General features: G+C 44.1%; 14 protein-coding genes. 9 read left to right on the top strand and 5 right to left on the bottom strand.

Annotated features, from left to right (window positions below):
- Nucleotides 1-56: 56 nt before the first annotated feature.
- Nucleotides 57-1577: a stress-responsive protein Ycf46 gene (gene ycf46 / locus QUA34_RS18040; RefSeq protein WP_333209848.1), complete on the bottom strand. Its 1521-nt coding sequence runs from the start codon at nucleotides 1575-1577 to the stop codon at nucleotides 57-59.
- Between the two features lie 107 nt (nucleotides 1578-1684).
- Complete coding sequence (locus tag QUA34_RS18035) at nucleotides 1685-2035, bottom strand: hypothetical protein (RefSeq protein WP_006635783.1); 351 nt, start codon at nucleotides 2033-2035, stop codon at nucleotides 1685-1687.
- Between the two features lie 710 nt (nucleotides 2036-2745).
- On the opposite strand from QUA34_RS18035, the gene QUA34_RS18030 reads away from it, so the two are divergent.
- A complete protein-coding gene (locus QUA34_RS18030) occupies nucleotides 2746-3210 on the top strand; it encodes a hypothetical protein (RefSeq protein ID WP_333081970.1) in 465 nt (154 codons plus the stop codon).
- A gap of 97 nt (nucleotides 3211-3307) precedes the next feature.
- Here QUA34_RS18030 and sds read toward each other — a convergent pair whose 3' ends face one another.
- The gene (sds, locus tag QUA34_RS18025) at nucleotides 3308-4279 is read right to left on the bottom strand and encodes a solanesyl diphosphate synthase (RefSeq protein ID WP_333056988.1); all 972 of its coding nucleotides are present in this window, start codon (nucleotides 4277-4279) and stop codon (nucleotides 3308-3310) included.
- Nucleotides 4280-6241: 1962 nt separating this feature from the next.
- On the opposite strand from sds, the gene QUA34_RS18020 reads away from it, so the two are divergent.
- The 8 genes from QUA34_RS18020 (at nucleotide 6242) to QUA34_RS17985 (ending at nucleotide 19367) form a co-directional block, all read left to right on the top strand.
- Nucleotides 6242-8785 carry a CBS domain-containing protein gene (locus tag QUA34_RS18020; RefSeq protein ID WP_333388797.1) on the top strand — a complete coding sequence of 848 codons (2544 nt, stop codon included), beginning with the start codon at nucleotides 6242-6244 and terminating at the stop codon, nucleotides 8783-8785.
- A 60-nt stretch (nucleotides 8786-8845) separates the two neighbouring features.
- The gene (locus QUA34_RS18015) at nucleotides 8846-9244 is read left to right on the top strand and encodes a response regulator (RefSeq protein WP_333329031.1); all 399 of its coding nucleotides are present in this window, start codon (nucleotides 8846-8848) and stop codon (nucleotides 9242-9244) included.
- Nucleotides 9241-12399 carry a PAS domain S-box protein gene (locus QUA34_RS18010; protein WP_333388795.1) on the top strand — a complete coding sequence of 1053 codons (3159 nt, stop codon included), beginning with the start codon at nucleotides 9241-9243 and terminating at the stop codon, nucleotides 12397-12399. The genes QUA34_RS18015 and QUA34_RS18010 overlap by 4 nt, the downstream gene beginning before the upstream one ends.
- Nucleotides 12400-12695: 296 nt before the next feature.
- A complete protein-coding gene (locus QUA34_RS18005) occupies nucleotides 12696-14636 on the top strand; it encodes a response regulator (RefSeq protein ID WP_333388793.1) in 1941 nt (646 codons plus the stop codon).
- Nucleotides 14637-16544, top strand: a complete 1908-nt coding sequence (locus tag QUA34_RS18000) for a PAS domain S-box protein (RefSeq protein WP_333388791.1) — start codon at nucleotides 14637-14639, stop codon at nucleotides 16542-16544.
- Nucleotides 16545-16957: 413 nt separating this feature from the next.
- Nucleotides 16958-17128: a hypothetical protein gene (locus QUA34_RS17995; RefSeq protein ID WP_333329019.1), complete on the top strand. Its 171-nt coding sequence runs from the start codon at nucleotides 16958-16960 to the stop codon at nucleotides 17126-17128.
- Nucleotides 17125-17577, top strand: a complete 453-nt coding sequence (locus QUA34_RS17990; RefSeq protein WP_333329016.1) for a response regulator — start codon at nucleotides 17125-17127, stop codon at nucleotides 17575-17577. Before QUA34_RS17995 ends, QUA34_RS17990 begins: the two co-directional genes overlap by 4 nt.
- A gap of 128 nt (nucleotides 17578-17705) precedes the next feature.
- A complete protein-coding gene (locus QUA34_RS17985; RefSeq protein ID WP_333388788.1) occupies nucleotides 17706-19367 on the top strand; it encodes a diguanylate cyclase domain-containing protein in 1662 nt (553 codons plus the stop codon).
- A 240-nt stretch (nucleotides 19368-19607) separates the two neighbouring features.
- Here QUA34_RS17985 and QUA34_RS17980 read toward each other — a convergent pair whose 3' ends face one another.
- Together QUA34_RS17980 and QUA34_RS17975 are read right to left on the bottom strand one after the other, a co-directional pair.
- A complete protein-coding gene (locus tag QUA34_RS17980; protein WP_333388786.1) occupies nucleotides 19608-24632 on the bottom strand; it encodes a PAS domain S-box protein in 5025 nt (1674 codons plus the stop codon).
- Between the two features lie 681 nt (nucleotides 24633-25313).
- Nucleotides 25314-26534: a hybrid sensor histidine kinase/response regulator gene (locus QUA34_RS17975; protein WP_333329005.1), complete on the bottom strand. Its 1221-nt coding sequence runs from the start codon at nucleotides 26532-26534 to the stop codon at nucleotides 25314-25316.
- Nucleotides 26535-26641 lie beyond the last annotated feature (107 nt).

Raw genomic sequence — 26641 nt, 5'->3', positions numbered from 1 at the left:
AATCGAACTGCTAGCTGTTGCTAGCCTTTGCTCCTGTTTGGACCAGGAGAAAGCTTTTAGAATTCCATTCGCTGGTATTCAGCGACGGAAGACGCAGCGGGCCGTGCACGCTGTCTAGCCCAATCTCGAAGGGCGGTGACCTGTTCGGTCATTGTTTTAGACAGTGGCATTGTAGATTTAATGGCCGCGATGATGTCTAGCTGCGTAAACTCTCGATCTTGAGCGAAGGCTTCGTACATGGCGGCTACTAGCGCTTGCTCAATCTCTGCACCTGAAAAGCCCTCGGAAACATTAGAAAGTTGCTCTAAATCGAAGCGAGTAATTTCCCGACGGCGCTTTGACAGGTGAATCTTAAATATATCTTGGCGTTCTTCTTTGGTAGGCAGATCAACAAAGAAGAGTTCGTCAAATCGACCTTTCCTCAAGAATTCTCCCGGCAACCGCTCGATTCGGTTGGCTGTTGCCATTACGAAGACTGGGGAAGTCTTTTCTTGCATCCAAGTGAGGAATGAACCGAAAATCCGGCTGGAGGTGCCTCCGTCTGAGTCGGCCGAACCAGTGCCTCCTGCAAAGGCTTTGTCTAGTTCGTCGATGAATAGGAGGGCTGGAGAGATGGATTCTGCTGTTTTGAGGGCATTGCGGAGGTTGGCTTCCGAGCGACCCACCATCGAGCCGTCGTAGACTCTACCCATATCTAGCCTCAGCAGGGGCAGTCCCCAGAGGCGGGAGGTGGTCTTGGCAATCAGCGATTTTCCGCATCCCGGTACGCCGAGAATTAACATCCCTTTTGGTTGGGGCAGGCCGTATTCTCTCGCCCTTTCTGTAAAGGCGTTGGAACGCTGTCTCAGCCACCGCTTCAGCTCTTCTAAACCGCCGACTGCATCCAGGGTTTCGTCTTCTTCAATAAACTCTAGAATGCCGTTGCGCCGAATTAATTGCTTTTTCTCCGAAAGAACTATGTCTACTTCTTCTTCTGTGAGGCGCCCAGTCGAAACTTGGGCTTTGCGATAAACTTTTTCAGCTTCGTCCTTAGTCAATCCCAAGGCTGCTTTTAAAAGTTTTTCTCGCGCTTCTGTGGTAATGCGTCGCGATTGCGTTTGCTCCAACTGACCAGACAATACTTGGTTTAGTTCCTTCATGTCTGGCAACGCGAAGTCTAATACCACTACTTCCTTTTCTAGCTCGATCGGAATTTGCTGCAAAGGAGACATCAGTATAATTGTCTTTTGCGTTCCTTTGAAGTTGGCGATCGCATCGCGCAACCACCTCGTTACCGGAGGAGAATCTATAAAAGGATGCAAATCTTTGAAAATGTAGATGCTAGCGTTACTGTTGGGTTCTCGCTGCCTGATCACCCATTCAATGGCTGCCTCTGGCGAGACGGTGTTGTGTTGGGTGGTGGTGCGGGGTTGACCATACTCCACAATGCCGTGAGTTACAGTCCAGATAAATACTCGTCGCTGTGGTTTGGCTTGAGCTATTGTCGAAATTGCTTGCTCACACCGCTCTTCCTCGGATGTCACGAGGTAGATCAGAGGATATTGAGCTTGGATTAGAATACTGATCTCTTCTTGCATAGTCCTCGACCCACTAGAGACGGTGCTATCTTTGCTGAATCTCAATGCTGCCCTTAGCCCTCTTACTGAAAATTTCAGTTTTAGCTTTTTGGCGAAGCAAGGCATTCTTAGCAGGGAACCAATTCTTCCTCTCCCGGTTTGGCCGTGCTGGCACTGACGCCCGACACCTGCTTTACTGGAAGATCCTGTTCAGCCAATACGCTCGGCTGACTTGTTACGGATGCCAGTTCTCCATCTCGCATTACTACTGAACCCGTGCATTCTGGACAGTTGTATACCCGATGGGTTTGTCCGTAGGAGGCTTCTACTTCGTCAACCAGTTCGGGATTTCCTAGGTAGAAGACAATTGCCCTTTCTGCAATTGATGACATCGGTTCAGTTTCGACTGCGGCTCGGATTTTGAGCTGGCGATGCAGTTCTGGTGGAAGATACAATGTAACTTTTTGCTTTTCTTGCATATGACAGTGAATTGACTTACCCGGGTATGTATATCAGATTAGCCGCTTAATTCTTTGCTGTCAAGCCTCTATGCAGCTTTAGCGTCATCTTGTAATATTTCGTTACACTTGAGGTAAATCTGGGGCAGTTAACAACGAAAAAGTTAGGGCTGTAACTGATGAGTCCGAGGTGCAGCGGCAGGTATGGGTAGCGTCAAGGACGATCGACCAACTATAAATATGAACAATAGATATATAGGAGTGGGGCCAACAAATTCTTTGAGTCGCCATCTGGGGTAAGGTGCGCCATCAGCACCCAGCCCGCTCATGAGTGCGCCGTAAGCGCCGGGGGACTCAGTACACAACGAAGTTACTAACTTTGGGCGTTTTGATTTTGAAACCAAACTCCCCCAAGCAGTTTTTATTGCTTTAAGTTTGAAAAATCCGAACGTGAAATAGCAGTTTTCGGCTTTTGATCGGGCTCAGATTTAACACCCCTGGACAGCGCTAGCGCTCAGCACCCTATGGTTAGACTTTTTGGATGACATTGTGTAAGGTGTTAGCCACTTAATTTTTTGGCCCAAATGCTCGCTACAAGGACTCTAGGCTGCAAAATCTTCAATTTAGAGGGGTGTCAGCTTATCTTTAATAGGGCAGTGCTGGGTAATATATACTTGGATGCGGACCTGCTAACCTGAAATTTTTAATTTTAGATATCAAAGAACTGACTGATGGATTTAGACCAACAGATTCAAGCATTAATCGAAAAAGCTCCGCCCGACGGTTCGACGCCACAAATCTTAAAGGCGATCGCCCCGGCCCTGGTGTTAATTGCCCAACAGCTACAGCACCTCGAATACTCGATCCTGCAAGCGGTAGACCAAAGTTGGGCGATCGTGGTTTTGAGCAATCTCAAGCAACCGGGACGGGAGAAGAAGGTGATTTATGCTTGGACAAGTATTAAAGATGCGTCGCAGGCTGCGGCTGCTGGGGGCGATCGCCTCAGACCGGTGCTTTTGCCTGTTACTCACCTTTTATTTCAGATGATAGCTCTGGAAGGTCTTGACAGCATTGTTTTTTTTGAAAGTCCCGGAAATCAGGAAGTCGGGACGGAAATCCCTCGCGAGCAAGTACAGAGTTTAATTAACGTTTACTTGCAACAGTATCGATCGGCTCCACCGCCAGATATTGCCTAAACAATTCAATTTTCTATTAATTGGTAACAGGGCATTAGGCATTGGGCATTCCCCATTACCAATTCCCCATTACCAATAAAATGTAACTTTTTAACCTCTAATAAAGTCTACTCAAAACGTATTCAGCCAAATCAATCAAAGCTTGACGGGACTCGGAATGGGGCAGCGCAGCTAAGTATTCGACGGCTTTCTGTGCGTGGTTTGTGGCTAGTTCTCGGGATCTCTCTATGCCTCTAGAATCTTCTACCAGTGCCAGGGCCTGCTCTAGATCTCCTTCTTGGGCAAATTCGCGTTCTATGAGAACTTCCAAGTAAGGTTTTTCTTCTAGGGCAAATAGTGCGGGTGCTGTCAGATTACCGCTTCTGAGATCCGAGCCTGCCGGTTTCCCCAAAGTTTCCGTTGAAGCGGTGAAATCTAATATATCATCTACTATTTGGAATGCCAAACCAATGTTCCGACCGTAGTTGTACAAATCGTCTGCTATTTCCGCTGAAACCTCGCTCAAACAGCCCGCTGCTTTGGAACTGTTGGCAATTAAAGACGCTGTTTTGTAATAACTTTTTTCGAGGTACGCTTCGATCGACAAGCTGGTGTCAAATCCATTGAGTCCCTGTTGAATTTCCCCCTCAGCTAAATCCATAATCACTTCTGAAAGCAGTTTGACTACTGGCAGGTTGTCGAGATTTGCCAAATGCCAGGAAGATTGAGCAAACAGAAAGTCTCCCGCCAATACTGCCACTCGGTTGTTAAACCGACTGTGAACCGTCGGCACTCCCCGCCGCAGATCCGACTCGTCCACCACGTCGTCGTGGACTAGACTAGCTGTGTGGATCATTTCCGTAATTTCAGCGAGGCGGCGGTGTTTTTCCGTGATTTCCCGATCGGGCATAGTCGCCTTGGCCATCAACAGAACGATCGCGGGTCTCACTCGTTTTCCCTTTGTGCCGAATAAGTATTCTGCAGCCGCGTACAAGATGGGATGACGGGCACCCACTAACTGTTTTAAGTTTTCTGTCAACAGTCGCAGGTCTTCTTCAACCGAGGAAAATAGGAGAGTGCTAGAGATCATGGATACGCCGACTCAAGCGGTAAAGTAACAAAATTTTACATATCATATCTTTATTTTAAGGTAATTCTCTGCAATAGAAAAGAAAAATCTAGGCGATCGGCAGTTATTTGTCATCTGCCGCCCGATGGGAGTCACCCGACTGCCATCGGCGAGTTGCCGACTCTCAGAGGGGTTGCCCCTATTGTATCGAATTGTTAAGGACACTGCCAAAAAATCTCTAAATCCCAAAAACCCTGTGTTATTATGGGTATTAAGGATTTAAACAATTCTATACATTAAGTACAGCCAGACTGGCAGGTAGCTTTTAGGTGCCTGTAAAAGTTTCGTAGAGCCAGCCTTGTTAGTCTATCGCAGCCAAAATTTCTGGGACAGATTTTTAGTTCCTCGCGGCTAAAAGTTATCAGAAGTTAAGAGTAGCGCATCTTATGTGCACGGTAGCTCAAAGCAGCTAAAGTGGATGGTTTTAGGCTGTTTAAGCATCTGTAAAGCAGTAAATCATTATTGATGACCGGGAACGCCTAAATGTTCCCGCAGGCTTGATATGGAAAAACAGCCTTCAGAACCAAGGCATGGTCTTGCGTGCTGACTTAATGTAGTAGGTCTTGAACTTGTCCTGCTCCTCCTCGTCCTTGACTTTTGGTTCTAATTATGATTTATCGCGATATTCCTCTAATTATTCCCATTCTGGCCGCCGGCTATGTAATGACTATTTATGTAGTGCTGATGTTGGCCGAACGCAGCGCTAAAATAACTCGATTGGGCGAGTAGTGCACTGCTGGGCAGCCGAAGTCGGCAGCAGCGTCCTCGCTTCACCCTTGAGAATTCGGAATACTCAATAATAACCCTGCCTTGAATGCTTGCGCGCAAAGGCAGGGTTATTATTTATAATTGCGGGCACCGTGATTTTTTTGGCTGCTAGTTACTGCAACACATAGCTAAAGTTATCGATGTTCAATGCCAACAGCCTCTGAGGCAGGATATGCTACTTAGTAGCAGCTTGTATCGCTCACAGCAAGTTTCATCTCAGGGAAAGTCGCCCAATGTTCCTAGAAAGCTATTAAAGTGTTCTCCAAAACGCTGAGTTTGAAGTTGTCGGTTATTGTGCCAAAACTCGCAATATTCCTATTTTTCAGGACAATAACTTACAAAAATAAAACGCGAAATTTCTGAATCGAGCATCCTGCTTGCTCAACATAAGGAATCCATAAATTTGCACTGCAATCACATATTTCATCAAAGGGTGCTTAACTTGCTGAGTCAGTCAGATAGTCTCTGCCATTTATTCACAGCTTGCCAAGAAGAGCATCTGGTACACAGAGAGCCACAAAAGTAATTTTTAGTTTCAAAAATATTCTCGATGTAACTGTATGGTAGAAAAGTAATTGCCATTATTAATGACCCATTGAAACTCGATTAAATTTTGATTAAAAAACTACAACACCGAGTAGAAATTGTCAGAGAATCTCAAGCTACACTGCCTAAATTGTTGTGTAATCCAGACGAACTCAAACAAGTTTCCCTAAATAGGATGCACAATGGTTTACAAGCGATAGAGAATTGCGGAGTTTTAAAAGTAAAGGTCAGAGCAGAAAATCCTAGCCTGCTCGTCAGTGGCAACTGAATTACCTGGGAATTTTACCACGAATATGTAATCCGTTCTTTACCACAAAACCCGCCGACGAAGGCAGCGGGTGGGGACGGGAGATTATTAAAAAAAGTGTGGAAAAACATTCGGGTAACATAGAAGTAACATCAGTTATCGGTCAAAGGACGTGTATGGTGTCAATTCCGATCGCCGCTTAGCGCGATCGCACTAAAAATTATACCAATGCGCGACTAAAAATGCACCTCTAGACCGATGTCAAACCAGGATTGCGGTTAGCCTACCGCGACTTTAAAATCGGAAATCTAAAATGGTATGAAGTGCCGGTTCGGCCTGCATCTATCCCCCTTGATTTGCCCATGTCAACAACAGTTTCTGATACCCAAAGCTTGCTAGAACAGGCGATCGACCCCAAACCGCCGGTGCTGCCTCCAGACACACCCTTGAAAGTCGCCATTGCTGCCATGACTGAGGCGAGTGCCAGTTGTATTTTAATCGCGTTTGAGCAGCAATTGCTCGGAATTTTTACAGAACGCGATGTTGTGAAAATAACTGCTAGCGGTATTTCGCTAGCAGGGGTAGCAATTTCTGAGGTGATGACTGAAAACCCGCTCGCCATTTCCGTCGATAAAGCGGGGAATATCTTCAAGGTATTGAGCATATTGCGATCGAAAAGAATCCGTCATTTACCCCTCCTAGACGAAGGTGGGAACTTACTAGGCGCTATCACCTGCGAAAGCATCCGTAAAATCCTCAAACCGGCAGACTTGCTGAAAATGTGGCGTGCCGAAGAAATTATGACTAGACAATTAATAGTTACCTCAAGCAGCGCCTCAGTTTTAGAAGTCGCAAAACAGATGAGAATCCAGCGAAAAAGCTGCATAGTCATTTGCACTGACAGCGACAACAAAAATCAGAAACCTGTGGGCATAATTACAGAACGCGACATTGTTAAATTCCAAGCTTCTGGACTAGATTTCGCAGGTACTCCCGTCACCGCCGCGATGAGTTTTCCGCTGATACCGTTGCAGGTAAAAGCCACCTTGTGGCAGGCTCACCAGTTAATGCAGCAGCACCGCATCCGGCGCTTGGTGGTGGTGGACGAGGAAGGATATTTAGCTGGAATTGTGACTGAAATTAGCCTGCTGCAGGCCTTAGATCCGGTAGAAATGCACGCAAATGTCGAGCTTTTGCAGGAAACAGTTGCCGACAAAATTCAGGAGTTGAACAAAATGAACGAAGAATTGCAAAAAGAAGCGTTGCGAAGAACAGAAATAGAAGAAAAATTGCGAATATTAAACGATAATTTGGAAGAACAAATCAAACAGCGAACTTTAGAATTAATTAATGCCAACAGTCAGTTAAAAAAGGAAATACAAGACCGCACTACCGCTGAAGCTGAAGTTCGCCGCCTGAACACCGAACTCGAACAGCGAGTTCTAGACCGCACGGTTCAACTAGCAGCCAGTAACGAAGAATTGCAGCAACAAATTAGTGGTAGAAAATTGCTAGAAGAAAAATTGCACTTTTCTGAAAGGAAAGTGCGCGCCGTTTTTGAAGCGATGACCGACATCGTTCTCGTGCTAGACATTCAGCGGAACATAGAAGTTTTGCCAACGAATGTGGCAGCGGCTTCTGAGCCAGATTGTGATATAGTCAGCTTGACCATAGAACATTTTTTTGACGACGACAACCCGGATGATTGGTGGGTGTTAGTTCAGCAAGTGTTAGAAACACAACAAACTCTCAATTTTGACTACAGCTTAACAGTTTGTGACCGCAAAATTTGGTTTTCCGCCTGCATTTCTCTGTTCTCAAAAGATGCAGTCATTTGGGTGGCCCGCAACATCAACGCCCGCAAAATAGCCGAGTCAGCGCTGTGCAAAAAAAATGCAGAGTTATCTCATACCTTAGAAGAACTGAAGCGGACTCAAAAAGAACTCATTCAATCAGAAAAAATGGCAGCCCTCGGACAGTTAATTGCCGGAGTTGCTCATGAAATAAATTCTCCTTTAGGGGCGATTCGCTCTTCTGTGCAGAACATCGCCGACTTCTGGACGGAACAATTGCAGCAGTTGCCGATATTTTTTCAACAACTATCCCCGGAACGGCGGCAGGATTTCTTGGCTTTGCTACACAAGTCCAGCCAAGAGACAGATACATTATCTAGTAAAGAAAAACGTCAGTTAAAAAAACTTTTGCAGGGGCAATTAGAATCAGAAAAGATTGACGACGCTGCCAGTCTTGCCTGTACTTTATTAGATATCGGCATCGGCAATAATGTAGAACCTTTTTTACCTTTGTTGAAAGACAGCCAAAGTCGAAATATTGTACAAACCGCCTACCAATTTGCTACGGTACAAAAAAGCACTAAAAATATTGCTACCGCCACGGATAGGGCCGCCAAAATCGTTTTTGCTTTGAAAAGCTACTCTCGTTACGACCAGTCGGGTACCAAAGTAATCGCTAATATCACCGACGGTATTGATACTGTTTTAACGCTTTACCACTACCAAATCAAACACGGTGTGGAAGTAGTCAGAAACTATGGTACTAATTTGCCCTCTGTGCTATGCTATCCTGATGAACTCAGTCAAGTTTGGACAAATTTAGTTCACAATGCTTTACAAGCGATGGGCAATAAAGGCGTGTTAAAAATTGATGTCAAACACCAAGCGAACGCAATATCAGTCAGTATTACCGACAGTGGTCCCGGCATTCCTCCAGAGATTATGCCGAGAATTTTTGAGCCGTTTTTCACAACTAAACCTCCAGGGGAAGGTAGCGGTTTGGGATTAGATATAGTTCAAAAAATTCTAGAAAAACACCAAGGTGAACTGCAAGTAGAAAGCGTGCCTGGTCAAACAAAATTTACTATATTCTTGCCCGTCGGAATCCCTTGATAGCAATAAAAAAAAGAGGGAAATACCCCAATCGTTAAAATTTAATAGAAGTAAAGTTTTATGTCTAAACCAGTAATTTTGTGTGTTGACGATGAAGTTGTAGTCTTAAATAGTTTAAAAATTCAACTTAAAAAAGAATTTGGGGATGCTTATTTCTATGAAGTAGCAGAAAATGCAGATGAAGCTCTGGAAATTATGGAGGAAATTCAAAAAGAAGATGAAAGTGATATTTTAGTCATAGTATCTGACTGGTTAATGCCAGGGATTAAAGGAGATGATTTTTTGATTATGGTTCACCAAAAATATCCTAAAATTGTGAAAGTTATGCTGACCGGGCAAGCAGACGAGGTAGCAATAGCACGGGTGAAAGAGCAAGCAAACTTGCACCGTTGTTTGTACAAGCCGTGGGAACGCAAAGAATTAGTAGAAACTATAAAATCTGGTTGGACAAAAATATGAACAATAAACCTGTGATTATTTGTGTGGATGACGAACCGATAATTCTTGAAAGTTTGAAAATTGAGTTAAAAAAAACCCTGGGGGAAGAACACTTATTAGAAACCGCTGAAGGCGGTGAAGATGCTTTAGAGTTAATCGAGGAATTACTGGCAGAGGGCTGCGAAATCGTAGCAGTGATTTCCGACTATCTGATGCCGAATATCAAAGGGGACGAATTACTGAAGCAGATTCACAGAATCTCGCCAAAAACTATCAAAATTATGCTGACAGGGCAAGCAGACTTAGAAGCAGTGGCGAATACTATTAAATATGCTAAATTGTACCGATACATATCGAAACCTTGGCAGTCAGAAGATTTGAAGTTGACGGTAAAAGAAGCGATTAATAGCTATTTTAGGGAGAAGCAATTAGCGCAACAAAATGCTCAACTCCAAAAGCTAAATCAAGAATTGGAAACTTTAGTCGAGGAGCGGACTGCACAACTGCGCTTGTCTGAGGAAAAGTTTGCTAAAGCTTTTCGTTCTTCTCCCAACCCGATTGCTATTACCAGACTTAATGACGGTCGTTATTTAGAAATTAATGAGGCTTTTTGCCAGACAATCGGTTATTCGGCGGCAGAAATTCTCGATCGCACGGCGCTTGATTTGAATCTTTGGCAAAATATACAAGCCCGCGCTGAGTTGTTTAAAATGTTAGACGAAAAAAAAATTGTTCTCAACTATGAATTTGATTTTCGCACTAAAACAGGGGGACTCAGAACCGGGCTGCTGTCAGCAGAAATCATTGACATTCATGGCGAAACCTGCGTGATTTCTGTGATTCAAGATATTAGCGATCGCAAATTAGCCGAAGAAAAACTCCGATCTGTAGCGGCTTCTTTAGCAGCAGCGCAAAGAATCGCCCGTGTGGGTAATTGGGAATGCGATTTATCGGCCAACACAACTACTTGGTCGGAAGAGTTATCTCGGATTTTTGGGATCGAGCCAACCCAACCTGCGCCAACACTAACTGAGTTTTCGCAATACGTGCATCCGGACGATCGACAAAAGTGGCAAACAACGATCGACACTGCTATTGCTAGCGGGCAATCTTACACTTTGGAATATCGGATTCTGCGACCGGAACCGACAATGGGTGCGGATAATTGCCAGTCACAAACAAGTGAAGCCGGCTTCATCCGCTACATCGAAGCCAGAGGAGAAGCAGTTGTCAATCAACAAGGTAAAGTGACAAAACTATTCACAACGTTGATGGACATTACCCCCCGCAAGCGGGCAGAAATAGCCCTAGCAGAGAGCGAAGAAAAATACCGTCATTTAGTTGAAACTTCCCAAGATATTATCTGGTCTTGCGATGCTGAAGGACACCTTACTTTTGTGAACCAAGCAGTTAAACAAATCTACGGTTACGAGCCTGAAGAAATGCTAGGCTGTTCTTTTAGCGATTTCTTAGCCCCAGGAGAAATAGACTGGAAATGGGAACTTCAGCAGCGCTTGCTGACGGGCAAAACTGTGTTTCAGTACGAAAACATAGTATTAGGAAAAGACGGCAGAAAGATTGATGTAAATACGAAGGCGATCGCGCGCATGGACGCTGAAGGAAATATCATCGGCACAACAGGCACTGCTAGCGACATTACTGAACGCAAACAAGCTGAAATAGTCCTGCAAAAAGCCAAAGAAGAAGCCGACAGAGCGAACAGGGCAAAAAGCGAATTTCTCTCGAATATGAGCCACGAATTGCGAACTCCCCTCAACGCAATTCTCGGTTTCAGCCAACTGCTGGCCCGCGACCCAGACCTCGGTGCCGACCAACAGCAATACTTAGGAATTATTATCCAGAGCGGGGAACATTTGCTCGTTCTAATCAACAATATTCTGCAAATGTCAAAAATTGAAGTTGGGCTGGTGACACTTAATAACAGCACCTTCAACTTGCACAAAATGCTAAAAAATACTGAAAATATGCTGAAGCTGCAAGCGCAAAAAAAAGGGTTGCAGTTAATTTTTGATTGCCCAGCAGATCTACCTCAATATATAGAAACTGACGAAAGCAAGTTGCGACAAGTATTGATAAATGTAGTCGGAAATGCTATTAAATTTACTGCGGAAGGTGGTGTTAATTTGAGACTCAAGCATGAACTGGTAAAAAATAAAATTTCCCCAGGAATTTCGCCAAGTGAGAATTGCTCTTTGCTATTTGAAGTGGAAGACACTGGTTCAGGAATTTCTGCGGAAGAAATGAACAATTTGTTTAAACCTTTCGCGCAAACAGAAAGCGGCAAAAAAGCTCAAGAAGGAACCGGTTTGGGCTTGCCAATCAGCAAACAGTTTGTGCAGTTAATGGGAGGGAAGATGACGGTAACAAGCACCCTCGGTCGCGGCAGCATTTTTAGATTTGATGTTAAAGTTTCGCTCCCTAATGCCGTGGAAATTCAGGTGGCTCAAACAGCTCGCCGAGTGGTGGGTCTGGAACCCGGACAGCCAGAATACCGGATTTTAGCTGTTGACGATCGCCTGGAAAGCCGCTTGCTGTTGGTCAGAATGCTGACATCCCTTGGCTTTGCGGTGCAGGAAGCTGAAAATGGCGTTCAAGCTGTGGAAATGTGGTCGAGTTGGGAACCTCATTTGATTTGGATGGATATGCGGATGCCGGTGATGGACGGTTACGAAGCTACTAAACAGATTAAAGCGCATTTGAAAGGTCAAGCAACGGTGATTATTGCTCTGACTGCAAGTGCTTTTGATGAGGAGCGATCGCTGATTTTGTCTGCTGGTTGCGATGATTTTGTAGCGAAGCCTTTTCGGGAGCAAGTGATTCTGGAAAAGATGGCTAAGTATCTAGGAGTCCGCTATGTTTATGATCGAGAAGCTTCGCTAACTTCTGATGCTGCGGTGTCCGCCGAGGTTTCCACGGTAACTGAAACGGCTGATTTGGCTTTTACGCTTAATACTTCATTTTTGGAAGCTATGCCTGCTGAATGGGTTGATGAATTATATTCTGCGGCAGATGCGGTTGATAACGAGGAGATTTTTCGGCTGTTGTTGTCGATTCCTCCTATTAATGCTAGTTTCCGCAGCGCGATCGCCGATTTGGCGAATAACTTCCGGTGCGATCGGATTATCGATTTGATTGACGAGTTTAGAAATTGTTGAAGGATGAAAGAAGAAGGTATAATAGGGGCAAATTCAGGATTATTGATCGTGTAGGTCGATCGCCTATTTGTAAACTCGCCTGCGGGCGATAGACTAATTTACCTGTAGCCAAGCTCCACACCCTGCTAATCATCAGTCATTCCCAATTCTTTAATCTCACATATCAAATCTAAAATCTCAACTACGATAAGTTATGTAAATATCAAAGCAGTTGATTGAAGAGGGAGTGCTATAGTGACTATTTAACAAGTTTTTCTAATTTCAACACTTCTTAAATTAACAAAAAATAGCCAGCGATGACCAACAATCAAATAGAAGAAAATAAAGGCAACATATTAATTGTTGACGATACTCCAGAAAATTTGCAAGTTTTATCAGCAACGCTGTGCGATCGGGGCTACAAAGTCCGCGGCGTAATTAACGGCAAAATGGCAATCAGGGCCGCGCGCTCTGGTTGTCCCGATTTGATTTTGCTCGACATCAAAATGCCGGAAATGGACGGCTACGAAGTCTGCACCCAGCTCAAGGAAGATCCGAAGACATCCGAAATTCCAGTTATTTTTATCAGCGCTTTAGATGAAGTATTGGACAAACTAACCGCCTTTCAAGTGGGAGGGGTAGATTATGTCACAAAACCGTTTCATGTAGCAGAAGTTTTAGCACGAATCGAACACCAACTGACTATCCAGAGGCTGAAAAAACAATTGCTCGATCGCAATAAAGAACTGCAAGAAGAAATAATAGAACGCAAAAAAGCCGAAGAAGCAGCGGCTGCTGCATCGCTCGCAAAAAGTCAATTCGTTGCCAACATGAGCCACGAATTGCGGACTCCCCTGAACGCCATCCTTGGTTTTACCCAAGTCATGAGCCGCGACTCTTTGCTCAGCCACGAAAATCTCGAAAATCTCCGAATTATTAACCGCAGCGGTCAACATTTGCTGGAACTAATTAACGATGTTTTAGACTTGTCGAAAATAGAAGCAGGGATAATTGGCTTAGATCAACGCAGCTTTGACCTCTATCAACTCCTCGACACTCTCGAAGAAATGTTTCAAATCAAAGCTGAAACAAAAAAAATGCAACTGAGATTTTCCGTCGAGGCTAATGTTCCCCAATATATAAAAACTGACGAAAAAAAGCTGCGCGTTTGCTTAATTAACCTGCTGGCAAATGCCATGAAATTTACTGAGGACGGGGGCCGTATTTGGCTGCGCGTGAGCGTGGAAAGGAACCAGCAACAGCCGGCAGCATCTGAAAGCCATCCTAACTCTACCTCAGTGGAGCCATTGTTAATTTTGTTTGAAGTTGAAGACACGGGAATTGGCATAGCAGCAGCAGAAATTGATACTTTATTTGATGCTTTCGTCCAAACACAAGCGGGGAGAAAAGCGGCTGATGGTACGGGGTTGGGTTTGACAATTACTAAAAAATACGTGCAGATAATGGGTGGGGATATTGAGGTAAAAAGTGTTTTAGGTGAGGGAACAAGTTTTAAATTTAATATCCGAGTATTTGCCGCTATTTCGTCTGAAATAACAATGGCGACATTGCAGCGGGTGATCGCACTAGAAGCAGATCAACCGGTTTATCGGATTTTAGCAGTTGACGACAATCAAGACAATCGGCTCCTGCTGGTTAAAATGTTGCAACCAATTGGTTTTGAAGTCCGAGAAGCGGAAAATGGCTACCAAGCGGTTGAAATTTGGGAAAGTTGGCAGCCTCATTTAATTTGGCTGGATACGCGAATGCCAGTAATGGACGGTTTTGAAACTGTCAGACAAATTAGAGCTAAAGAGAAACAAACTCAGCGACGAACTGTAATTATTGCTCTGACTGCTAGCACTTTTGAGGAAAGAAAAGGCGAAATTATCGCCGCAGGTTGCGACGATTTTGTGCGGAAACCTTTTCAAGAACAAATCCTCTTTGATAAGATGGCTTACTACTTGGGAGTGCGCTATCTTTATCAAGAGTTGCCCCGGCTCCCAGTTGGGGCTTTACGGCGTTATTGTGTGAACGAAAAACCCGATTCATTTTTCGGAGGGCTGCTGGCTCAGATGCCTCAAAGCTGGGTGAAGGAACTCCATGACGCAGCTAATGATGTTAATGAAGAGCTGGCGATTCAACTTGTCGATCGCATCTGGGAAAGTCATCCAACCTTAGCTGAGGCTTTAAAAGATTTGCTTGCCGATTACCGACTCGACAAGATAATGGATTTAACTCAATCGAGTTTAAAATAAATGGATAATAGCGAAATTAAAGTATTGGTGGTTGATGACCAACCAAGCAATCTGCGGTTCTTATCCAAACTGCTAACATCCCAGGGCTATCAAGTTTACCGAGCTATTAGCGGTCAACTGGCGTTGAATGTTGCGATCGCCCATTGCCCGGATTTAATTTTGCTCGACATTAGAATGCCAGAAATGAACGGTTATGAAGTTTGTCGGAGACTGAAAGCGACACCAGAAACTGAACAAATTCCGGTAATTTTTTTAAGCGTATTAGATGAAATGAACGATAAATTACAAGCTTTTCGAGTAGGAGGTTCCGACTATATTACTAAACCATTTCAAGTTGAAGAAGTTTTAGCACGCATCGACAAGCAAGTCCGCTTGCAAAAACTGCAACAGCAATTAAAAGAACAAAATTATCAACTGCAACAGTCACAGTCGCTGCTTGCTAGCATATTAAATAGTTCCTTAGACTGTGTGGTGGCCTATTCTGCTGTCCGCAACAGTGAGGGAAATATTGTAGATTTCCAGTGGCTCTTGATCAACCCTGCCGCTGAAAAATTTTATGGTCTGCTATTACATGACATAGTTGGCAAGAATTTGTTAGCCAAAGTTTCCCAAGTTAGCAATAACGGGTTATTTGATTTGTATGTTTCTGTAGTAGAAACAGGAGAAACTCTAGACCAAGAATTTTATTACGAACAGGAGCAAGAGCCAATTGTTTGGCTGCACATTGTGGCGGTCAAATTAAACGACGGTCTGGCAGTAACATTTCGCAATATTACCGATCGCAAACGAGCAGAAATTGCCCTACGAGACAGCGAAGAACGCTTCCGCGCGATATTCGAGCAAGCTGCGGTAGGCATAGCTAAAACCGCACTTTGTGGTAAATTTATGCGGGTCAATCCTGGCTTTTGTCAAATTGTCCGCTATGCACAATCCGAATTGTTACAGCAAAATTGGGAGGCAATTACTCACCCAGATGACAGAGAAGCGGACCGAGAATACCTGCGCTCGCTGTTATCCGGGAAGATTCCAACTTTTTCTGTGGAAAAGCGTTTGGTATGCAAAGATGAAGCTGTGCGCTGGGCAAATGTTACTGTTTCGGCAATGCGCGATGTCAAGGGGACGCTGCAGTATTTGATTTGTGCGATCGAGGATATTTCCGAACGCAAGCTGGTACAAGAATTGCTGCAAGAGAGTTTAGAGACTCAAACCCGCTACGCTCAAGAATTAACTCGTTCTAATGCCGAACTAGAACAGTTTGCTTACGTGGCTTCTCACGATTTGCAAGCGCCTTTGAGCACGATTGCTGGCTACGCTCAACTATTAGAAAAACGCTCTTCCAACCAACTTGATGCCCAAGGAAATAAATTTATCCGCAATATTGTTAATTCTTGCGGGCGGATGCAGGCGCTGATTGATGACTTGCTGGAGTATTCGCGGGTCGGTCGCAGTCAGAAACCTTTTGATGTCATAGATTGCAATCGGGTTTTTGAGGATGCTTGTGCTAATTTGCAGTTGGCTATCCGCGAGAATCAAGCTTCTGTTACTAGGGGGGATTTGCCAAGGGTAACAGGTGACTGTTTTCAACTGCTGCAACTGTTTCAAAATTTAATTGGTAACGCCATTAAGTACCGCAGCAGTGAGGCGCCGGTGGTGCAGGTGGACGCTTCGCGTCAGGGGGATAGCTGGGTGTTTTCCGTGCAGGATAATGGTATTGGGATTGCCTCACAGCACCATCCGCGAATTTTTCAGATTTTTCAGCGCTTGCACACCCAAAAACAGTATTCGGGAACCGGTATCGGTTTAGCGATTTGTCAAAGAATTGTCGATCGGCATGGCGGCAACCTGTGGGTAGAATCAGAACCCAATCGAGGCTCGACTTTTTATTTTTCTATTCCTATACCAAAGTGAAGTCAGCAGTCCGCCTGAAGCAGTCAATCGATTTTATATTTTATATTTTAGATTTTAGATTTTAAGAAAGCGACCCCACGGATGAATCCGGAGGCTTGTGAGCAAATTGCTTGATGGTCAGCCGTCCTTTACTTAAGCTTTAAATATCTTTATCTGTTCTTTACAAAAATGCTTATAAAGTGTAGCATATTCACTGATGACATCGAGCTATAAATCTATCAATATAAATCTATTAGCTCTATCCTTACACAACTTATAAATCAGCGGTGCGCGCAAGACTTGTTAATTTTTTTCAAGTGTATCCAGAGCATCTTCCTTTGGGATGCAATAGTTTCCCTAGTAGTTCGCCCAGAAGGATTTGTGATGTGTTGGCAGTTTGCAGGTTCTCGGACAGACTGCCAAGTGAAACAAGCATGATTCGCAAACCTTTGCAAATAGAGAAAAACGGTAAATTACTGCAACACAATTTCAGTGTTCTCAGCCAGATTTACCGGATGATGCGAAGAGATTCTTTGCAGGTACTCAGACACGGCTCAAAGTCCCGCAACCTCACAAAAGACGTTCGTAGTGAGACAAAGCCGTGAATTATCAAAAGAAAAAATTTACTCTTTTAATAGCAAACGATGACGAGGACACGCGCTTTTTGGTAAAGGAAGCACTGCGAGAAGTTTCATTAGCAATTACGAGCGAATTTGTGGAAAATGGAGAACAAGTGCTAGACTACTTGTACCGTCGCGGTCAATATCTTGGTAGCAGCAATTGGCATCAGCCAGACTTGATACTTTTGGATCTGAATATGCCGAGGCTGGACGGGCGAGAAACACTAACTTTGATCAGAGCTGACCCCCATTTGCAACAAATTCCGGTTGTAATGCTCACAACTTCCCACCGCAGAGGAGATGTCTTACTTTGCTACCGCTTGGGAGCAAATTCTTTCATATCCAAACCAGTAACTTTTGAAGGATTGCTGGAAGTCATGAAGACTTTATGTGAGTATTGGTTTGAGATCGTTTCACTCCCACCAGATATGTAAGCTTTAATGGAGCGCTAAATGCCTAGTTTGAGTGTATAGTGAATTTGATAAGCTGAAATATTTGCCGATCGCAAGTATCGCTATCAAAACAAAAAAGTTGCCTTCGACTCGCTCCGAACGCTATAGTTGTGTTAACACGTAACCAATGTCTGAAAATTTTGTTGGTTGAGGATGACCTCGGAGATCCGACAATGATCGAAGACCTTCTAGGGTCATTCAGCGAGTCTCTATTTCTTCTCCAAACTGTTAAGTCTCTGGAGATAGGAGTTGGGCGTCTGGAAGTAGACAAGTTTGACGCCGTACTATTAGATTTGTCACTGTCAGACAGCTTGAAGGGAAGCGAGGCGATCGCAGTTTTGAAAGGGCGATGGCCCACATTGCCAATTGTGGTGCTGACAGATATCAACGATGAAAATATTGCGCGGTCAGTATTGCGCTGGGGCGCTCAAGATTGTTTGGTAAAGGGAAGATTTCACCGAACTCTGCTGGTGCGGGCAATCCATTACGCGATCGAACGCCAGCAAATCGAAGAACAATTGCGGCAGCAGGCTCTGCGACAGCGGCTGTTGGGCAAAATGATCGAACATATTCGATCGTCAATAGATCCGGCAAGCATTCTCCAAAGTACCGTTGCAGAAGTGCGCCAATTTCTCCAAACAGACCGCGTTTTAATTTATCGCTGTCAGGATTGGGTGTCTCAATTGGACGGGGAAGAGCAAAAAGGTGCGATCATCGCAGGTGACGGTTTGCCAGAAGGTTATATTGAAAACCAAAATATTAATGCTGCTTTGGCGGTGTCATGCTTTGTTTTAGTCGAATCCCAGTCGGTACAAGCAATAGCAGATGTCAACACTGCCCCCTTGGCTGGCAGTTGCAAAGAATTGTTGACAGATTGTGAAATTGCAGCAGTTATCAGCGTGCCAATTTGGCAATCAGGTGACTGGGAAACGGCAAAAGAAACACAAGAAGCAACTGTTTGGGAAGTCGAGAACAATCAAGATTCAGCGGAAAATTATATCTGGCACCACGCGAGTGGCAAACCGCAGGCGCAGGGTAAAAATTTGCCGGATTCGATCGCAGAAAATGGCAATAGTTTGTGGGGAATGCTGACAGCATACAATTGCAGCGGTGTCAGGGAATGGCAGCAGTGGGAAATAGATTTTTTACAGCACTTGGCAAATCAAGTGGCGATCGCGATCGAACAATCTCAACTTTACCGCAAGCTAGCAATAGCCAATCAAAAATTGCAGCAACTGGCAACTACTGACGGACTGACTGGCATTGCCAATCGCCGCCAGTTTGATCGGGTTTTGAACTTAGAGTGGCGCAGATTGGCAAGAGAGAAACTGTCGCTGTCTTTAATTATGTTGGACATCGACTTTTTTAAACTTTACAACGAGTTTTATGGGCACCTCGGCGGGGACGATTGTTTGCGCCAAGTTGCCGGGGCGATCGCCAGCGCCACCAACCGGGCTGGGGATTTGACTGCCCGCTACGGTGGCGAAGAATTTGCCCTAGTGCTGCCCAACACTAGCGCCGAAGGGGCAAACGCTGTCGCCCGGAAAATTTGCGACGGCATCGCCAGCTTGAAACTGCCCCACGCGCGATCGTCGATCGGCCCCTACGTTACCCTCAGTTGCGGCATTGCGACAGCGATTCCTTCTGCCCAGGAATCTCCCCACACCCTAATTCGCAGCGCTGACAGCGCCCTTTTTCAAGCCAAAACCGAAGGCAAAAATCGCATTTGTCACGCCAGCAGTAATTCGGAATCTTCCCCGATTTTTATGTAAAAGTTGAAGGTAATTTGTAATTTGTAATATCGTGTTTGATTTTTAACTCACGACTCACAACTCATAACTCATATTGTTGACCTTTGCATCAGAATAATAATTTTCTGACTGCACTGCCAGCGGGATGCGATCGAGTGACCCGGAGCAAGGATAATACTGGCTGGCCGGGTATAATTCCGATGTTATGGTATTTAATATTACGCCTTTCCACTTCCCAATTTCCAATTACCAATTGCTAATTTATTGCCCCAAATTATAATTCCTACCCGCTAAATTCGGCCGCACTGGAATTTCAATCACAAACTCCGCTCCCTTTCCCGGTGTCGAAATACAGCTCAATCTGCCACCGTGGCGATCGACGATAATCGAGTGAGAAATCGACAATCCCAAACCCGTGCCCTTGCCCACAGGTTTAGTCGTGAAAAACGGGTCAAACAGCCTCGATCGCACTGACTCCGGCATCCCCCGCCCGTTGTCCGCAATCGATACTGCTACGAAGCCCGCACCAGCCTGATAACTGCGAATAGTAATCGTGCTGGGATGCCGATCGCACTCCTCGATCGAACGCTGCTTGTCCCGTTCTTCCAAAGCATCGATCGCATTAATTAAAATATTCATAAATACCTGATTCAACTCGCCCGGAAAACATTCAATTTGTGGCAAGATTTGGTAATCTTTAACTATCAGAATTTCTCCTGGACTGCTGTGAGATTTTAACCGATTTTGCAAAATCATCAAAGTGCTATCAATTCCCTCGTGAATGTTAACCGACTTCCCTGCGGACTCGTCCAATCGGGAAAAATTACGCAACGATTTCACGATCTCGACAATTCGCTCGGTTCCTACTTGCATCGAATTAAACAATTTCGGGAAATCCTCAGCAATATAATCCAAGTCTATTTCCTCAATTTTCTGCAAGACTTGGGCGGGAGGATGAGGACAGTAATGCTGGTAAACTTTAATCAATTCCAGCAAATCTAAAGTGTAATTGCGAGCGGGATTGAGATTGCCGTGAATAAAGCTAACAGGGTTATTAATTTCGTGAGCAACACCAGCAACTAACTGACCCAAGCTCACCATTTTTTCATTTTGAACGAGCTGAGCTTGAGTCGTTCGGAGTTTGTTAATAGCGGTTTCTAACTCTAGCGCTTTTGAACGTTCTCGCGCTTCCGATTCCTGCAAAGCTGACTCGGCTTGTTTGCGATCGGCAATTTCACTTTGTGCTTGCTCAAACAGCATTGATTGCTGGATCGCGATCGCCAACTGCACGCTAATTTGTTTGAGACACTCGACCTCAATTTCCAGCCAGTGACGGGGGCCCGCGCACTCGTGAGCAATCAATAGCCCCCACAACTTCTCGCCTTGCAAAACTGGCACTACCAAATTAGCTCGCACCTGAAATTGACTTAATAAATTAATGTAGCACTCGGAAAGATCAGCTTGGTAAATATCATCCACAGCTACAGTACGACCCTGTTCGTAAGCAGAAGCATAGCTGTCTTCAAAGCAGGAATCGTCAATAGTTATTCCCTGAATAGCCAGCCAATTTTGGCCCACCGATTCGACATTTACAAAACCGCTCCAATCGGGATTAAACTGATAAATAATAGTCCGATCTGTCTGTAAAAATTGCCGTACTTCAGCAACAGTTTTTGTCAAAATTTCTTCTAAATTTAGAGAAGATCGAATTCGTTCCAGTATTCCTACCACCAGGCGTTCTCGCTTTAATTGCTGGCGCAATATAGCCTCGGCAAGTTTGCGAGTGCTAATATCTTCAATCACACCAATTACATAGCTAGGTTCCCCAAACCCCTCCCGCACTAAAGATACAGTCATATTAGTCCAAACAAATGAACCATCTTTGCGAATAAAGCGTTTTTCAAGGGAATAATTAAAAATTTCCCCAGCTAACAGTCTGTCGCGCGACTCGACATCGGCTGCTACATCTTCGGGGTGAGAAATATCCCCAACATTTCGTGATTTCAGCTCCAATTCTGAGTATCCGACAATATTGCAAAACCCTTGATTGGCATTCAAAAATTGACCGTCTGGCCACACTTTCACAATGCCGATAGCCGCTTGTTCAAATACAGCTCGAAATCGCTGTTCGCTTTCTTGTAAAGCAATTTCTGCTTTTTTGCGATGGCTAATGTCCATTGCCGTGCCAAACAGCCGCACCACCTGACCCAACTCATTTTTAACAGATTGTCCTTTAGCGTTAACGTGCCTGATTTCTCCTGATGGAACATAGATGCGGTGGTCGATGTCGTAAGCTGTCCCTTCAGTCACTGCGTTTTGCACAACTTCTGAAAACCTTTCTTTGTCATCGGGATGAATTTGCTCTAAAAGTTCTTCCATTGTTGGCGGCTGATTCATTCCTCGGCCGTAAACTCGAAACAGTTCTTCCGACCAAGTAATAATTCCTGCCTCAATATCCAATTCCCAATTGCCGATGCGGGCAATTTTTTGTGCTTCTTGCAACTGTTCGGCAAGTTGTTGCAAAGATGCAATCAACTGAGTTTTTTCGGCTTCGGCTGCAACGCGGGTGCTGATATCTTTATGAGTGCCTGTTATCCGCAACGGCGCACCCCATTCGTCGTACTCGACCACCTTGCCCATAGCCAGAATCCACTGCCAATTGCCCGCTTTGTTGAGCATCCGAAATTCAAATTCATAGATATCAGTCTCACCTTCCAAATAGAAATTTAAACATTCCATTACCTTCGCTCGGTCTTCTGGATGCACCAAACTTTCCCAACCTTTGAGGTTATTTTCAATTTCGGATTCTGCGTAGCCTAGCATTGATTTCCAATAAAAGTCGAAATAAGTTTCGCCAGTAGCTATATTCCAATCCCACAAGCCCAAAGAGCTGCCTGAAACCGCCAACTGCAATCGCTCTTGACTGAGTTTTAATGCCGATTCAGTGCGTTTTATTTCTGTGAGATCGGCAATTATGGCTATCATTCCTATCGGCTGACTAGCGCTATCTTGAATGCAATCAGCTCGCAAAAAAGTTTCTATAATATCGCCATTTTTACTTTTAATTTCTATTTTCCTTGCCCAGGAAAAACCTTTTCGCAGCACCCTAAATAACTTTCTCAAATCTTGAGATTTGGGGTACATTACTGCTGGGCCTCCGGCATTATTTAGTTCATCAACTGTATAGCCGTAGCGCTGAATAAATGCTTGATTGTGATAAACGGAATAACCATCCAAATCTGCGATCGCGATCGCATCACTAGCGCTGTCTACAGCTTGAGTTACCAGGCACAGAGTCATTTCGGCTTGTTTGCGATGGGTAATATCAAAAATCGCTCTGTCGAGCCACAAAACCAGCCCTTCTAGATTGTAAGTTGGCCTACCTCTTTCCGACACCCACCGCACCGTCCCGTCATCGCGAACAATCCGGTATTCTAGATTGTACGGCTGTTTCGACTCTACTGCTGCGCTGATTTGTCGATCGACCATTTCCTTGTCTGCCTCGTGGACAATGCTGGCAAAACTCAAGCCGTTGTTGCCAATAAAATCCCCAGCAGGATACCCGCTAATGACCTCAATTTCATCACTAATAAATACCATCGTCCACTCAGCATCATACAAGCTGCGGCAGATAGCGCCTGGGATATTCTCAACGAGCGATCGAAATCTGGCTTCGCTCTCCCGCAAAGCTGCCTCGGCCTGTTTTAAATCAGTAATATCCAGCACCATGCCTTCCCAAACTATATCCCCTTCGTGCCCTATTTCTGTGGGACAATCAACTCGTTCCGGTCTCGACGAACCGCCTTGCATCCACTTAAGTTTTCCCGACGGTACAATGGTGCGCCATTCCTGCTGCCAGGGCTGCATATTTGCCACAGAAACAGCAATAGATTCTTCAAATTTTTGACGGTCATCTGGATGAATAAAATCAAAAAGTAATTGAGGATTCTGCTGAATACTTTCTGGTTCCAATTCATATAAATCGCGGCTGCCCGACGAAATATAAGGAAAACTTTTTTTGCCGTCGGTTGAGAGACGAAATTGATAAATTATTCCCGGTAAATTGGCAGCAAGTTGCCGCAGTCTAGCTTCGCTTTCTTGCTGCGCTAATTGTTTGCGCCTATCCTCAGTGATATCTCGAATTATCCCGACGAGAATTTTACTGCCATCACTATTTTCAAAGACAGTTTTTTTAGTAGACAGAATATGTTTTGCACCGTTGGCGTCCGTAAATATTTCCTCACTCTCGTTTTCTTTGCCCGTCTTAAACACTTGTTGGTCACTATGCCAAAAAATCTCAGCTTCTTGTTTTGGGAAAAAGTCATAATCCGATTTGCCCAGTAGTTCCTCGCGCTGCTTCCCGATCAGCTTGCAAAAAGCATCATTTAACAGTATCCAGCGGTGCTGTTCATCCTTGACAAAAAGTGGGTCTGCAACTGCGTCGATTGTATAATTCAAAAACTTTTTACTAGCTTCTAGTTTGGAAAGTGCTAAAATTTTATCTGTAATATCATTGATAGTTCCTGTCGTCCCCTGCGCCTCGCCGTTCCCCCCAAAAATAAAAAATTCTTGCACTTCCACCCACCTAATTTCCCCATTTTTGGTAACATATCGGCTTTGATAACAACAGGATATTTGTTGATTTGGTCTCCGACCTCTAAACGAATTTAAATATTGGTGTTTATCCTCAGAATGAATGTAACTCAAACAGGAAGTTCCTAAGCTTTCATCAACGGTAAATCCGGTAATTTCCGTCCAAGCCGGATTGAGAAAAGTCCAATTTCCAGCAGTATTTGTTTCAAAAACGACTTCTTTGATATTGCCAACAACCTGCTGGTATTTTTCTTGACTTTTTTGCCATTCTGCTTGCCGTTTCTGGCGGGCGATCGCGCACCTGAGCGTCCGTACCAGCAGCCGGCTGTCTACCTGTCTTTTCACCAGATAATCTTGGGCGCCGGCGGCAATTAACTCGACAGCCAGTTCTTCGTCATCGGCCGCTGTCAGAATGACGATCGGAGTATTTATACCGCAATCTTGAAGTCGGAAAAAAGTATTAAATTTTACGCTGTCAGGAAGTGAAAGATCTAATAAAATTACATCAAAAATTTTGTCGCTTAAAATTTCTATAGCTTCCCGGAGGCGAACTACATTAGTCAGATCAATTGATTTTCCTAGTTGGGGCTCAGACAGCAGTTCTTGAATGAGTTCTGCATCTTCTGCACAGTCTTCTACTAAAAGAATTTTTAAACAAGCAGGCGTTAAAGTTGACTCAAAAACAGATGTCATACCATTTTATATTTTATATTTTTGATTTGAGATTTGGAATGACTGATGACTATCGCCGTTTGGTTCATGCGTACAGTGGCATTTTTTTGACTGCTATCCTTTTGCTATTTTTTAGTAATTATAAAATCTCAGCAGCGGATGCAGCTACCTAGCTGATGATTGCGGAACTTGAACCACACGCTTGAGAGTGCGCTATGTGCTTGCAGACCCCGCAGATTTATTTATAGAATTGAGTTGTTCGCTGCAAGCTTTCCGCCTCGCCCCAAACCTAGTGGCCCAAAACTATCATACTCTTACCAATATTGCAACTCAACTCTATTTTAATTTACAACCTTTGGCAGGGGAATAGCAAGAGGCAAGTCAAAAGAGCGCAGAGTAATCAAGATTTGCATTGCTGATAGCCTTTGAAACTTTAGATTTTAAATAGCCGTTTAAAGCTTGCCTAAAGTGGGATTATTTTTTTTTAATGGTATTACTACTAAGTTACGAGAATTACCGTTAGTTTACAAGATACGCTCTGAGATTGTGTTCGCTTAATTGCCCGCAATTAGGGCCTATTTGTATTGAGAAATGCAAGTCCTCTCTTGATGATGAAGCAAGACTTGCATTGCTTACTACAAACCTAATTACCAACTTAATTACGGTTGTCTAACCGGACACAATTTAACTCTGTTGAGTCGCTCAATTTTTCTGCGGTTTGGGCAGCACAACTGTAAACACGCTGCCTTGACCGACATTGCTGCTAATAGCAATCTCACCGTTAAAAGGTTTTAAAAGTTCAATACAAGTATAAAGTCCTAGGCCAGTGCCTGTCGGTTCGCCTTCGGTTTTTTCCTCGCCTTTAGGCGGCTTTGAGGTGTAAAAAGGGTCAAAAAGTTTTGGCAAATCTTCAGATGATATGCCGCATCCCGTATCTGCAATATCCATGTATATGTTCGAGTCGTCTTGCCGAGTCACGATAGTTATTTCTCTGCTTTTCTTTGCCCACATAGCATCCATTGCATTATTAATTAAATTATAAAATACTTGAGAAAGATAGGAGTAAATTAATGGAATGCTGGCAATTTCTTCGTCATAAAAGTATTTTTTTCTAATCTTATTTTTAAAATACAGGTTGCCTTCCAATAGCTGAATTTCTCTCTGCACTAAATCGTTGATATTCACCGGGTGCAAATCTTGCTTTTGCTCGTTTCGGCTTTTCATCATCAGAGTATCCATGATCTGATTGATTTTTGTGACAGCTTGAAAAATATACTTAGTATAATTAAACAGAGAGTCGTCTTGAATTTGTGCGGCTTTTGTTTCAATCAAATCGACGCTAGTCTGGATCACTTGTAGGGGACTTTTGAGGTTGTGAACCATGCCCTGAGTCAAACGTCCGATGATGGCTGTTTTTTCCTGGTTTATTAATTGCTTGGTTTTTTGTTCAACAAGTCTTTCAAGGTTTTGGTTGAGGTGGGCAAGTTCGAGGTTTTTTTCTTCGAGTTTTTTTTGCAAGCTGCGGATTGTCAAGTGGGTTTGAATCCGGCTCAAAACTTCTTCGTGCTGAAAAGGCTTAGTGATGTAGTCAACTGCTCCTGTCTGAAAGCCTTTTACTTTATCAGGCGTATCGGAAAGGGCGCTCATAAATATGATGGGAATATCTTGCGTTGACGGGTCTGCTTTCAAACGTCGGCAAGTTTCAAAACCGTCAATTCCTGGCATCATGATATCCAAAAGAATCAAGTCTGGATGGATGTAGTCAATTTGCTCGATCGCACTTTCGCCGTCTAGAGCCACTAATACTTTAAACCCGTAATTCCTTAACAACTCGAAAAGTACGTCAAGATTTGTTTGGTTGTCATCGACAATTAGTATGATGCTTCTTTCGGAATTCTTATCGTTCATATTCAAGGGAAACATTCAAATTTTTGATTTTTGAGTTGTGGGTTGTGAGGTTAAATGGGATTCAATGAATTTTCTGCGGCTCTAGAAACCCGGTTGCTTCCTAGATGCTTCTCTTTGCAATA

The organism is Microcoleus sp. POL10_C6, assembly GCF_036701585.1.
Taxonomy (GTDB): Bacteria; Cyanobacteriota; Cyanobacteriia; order Cyanobacteriales; family Microcoleaceae; genus Microcoleus.
Note: the sequence above shows the minus strand (reverse complement) of the source record. Positions and strands in the feature narration are given on the sequence as shown.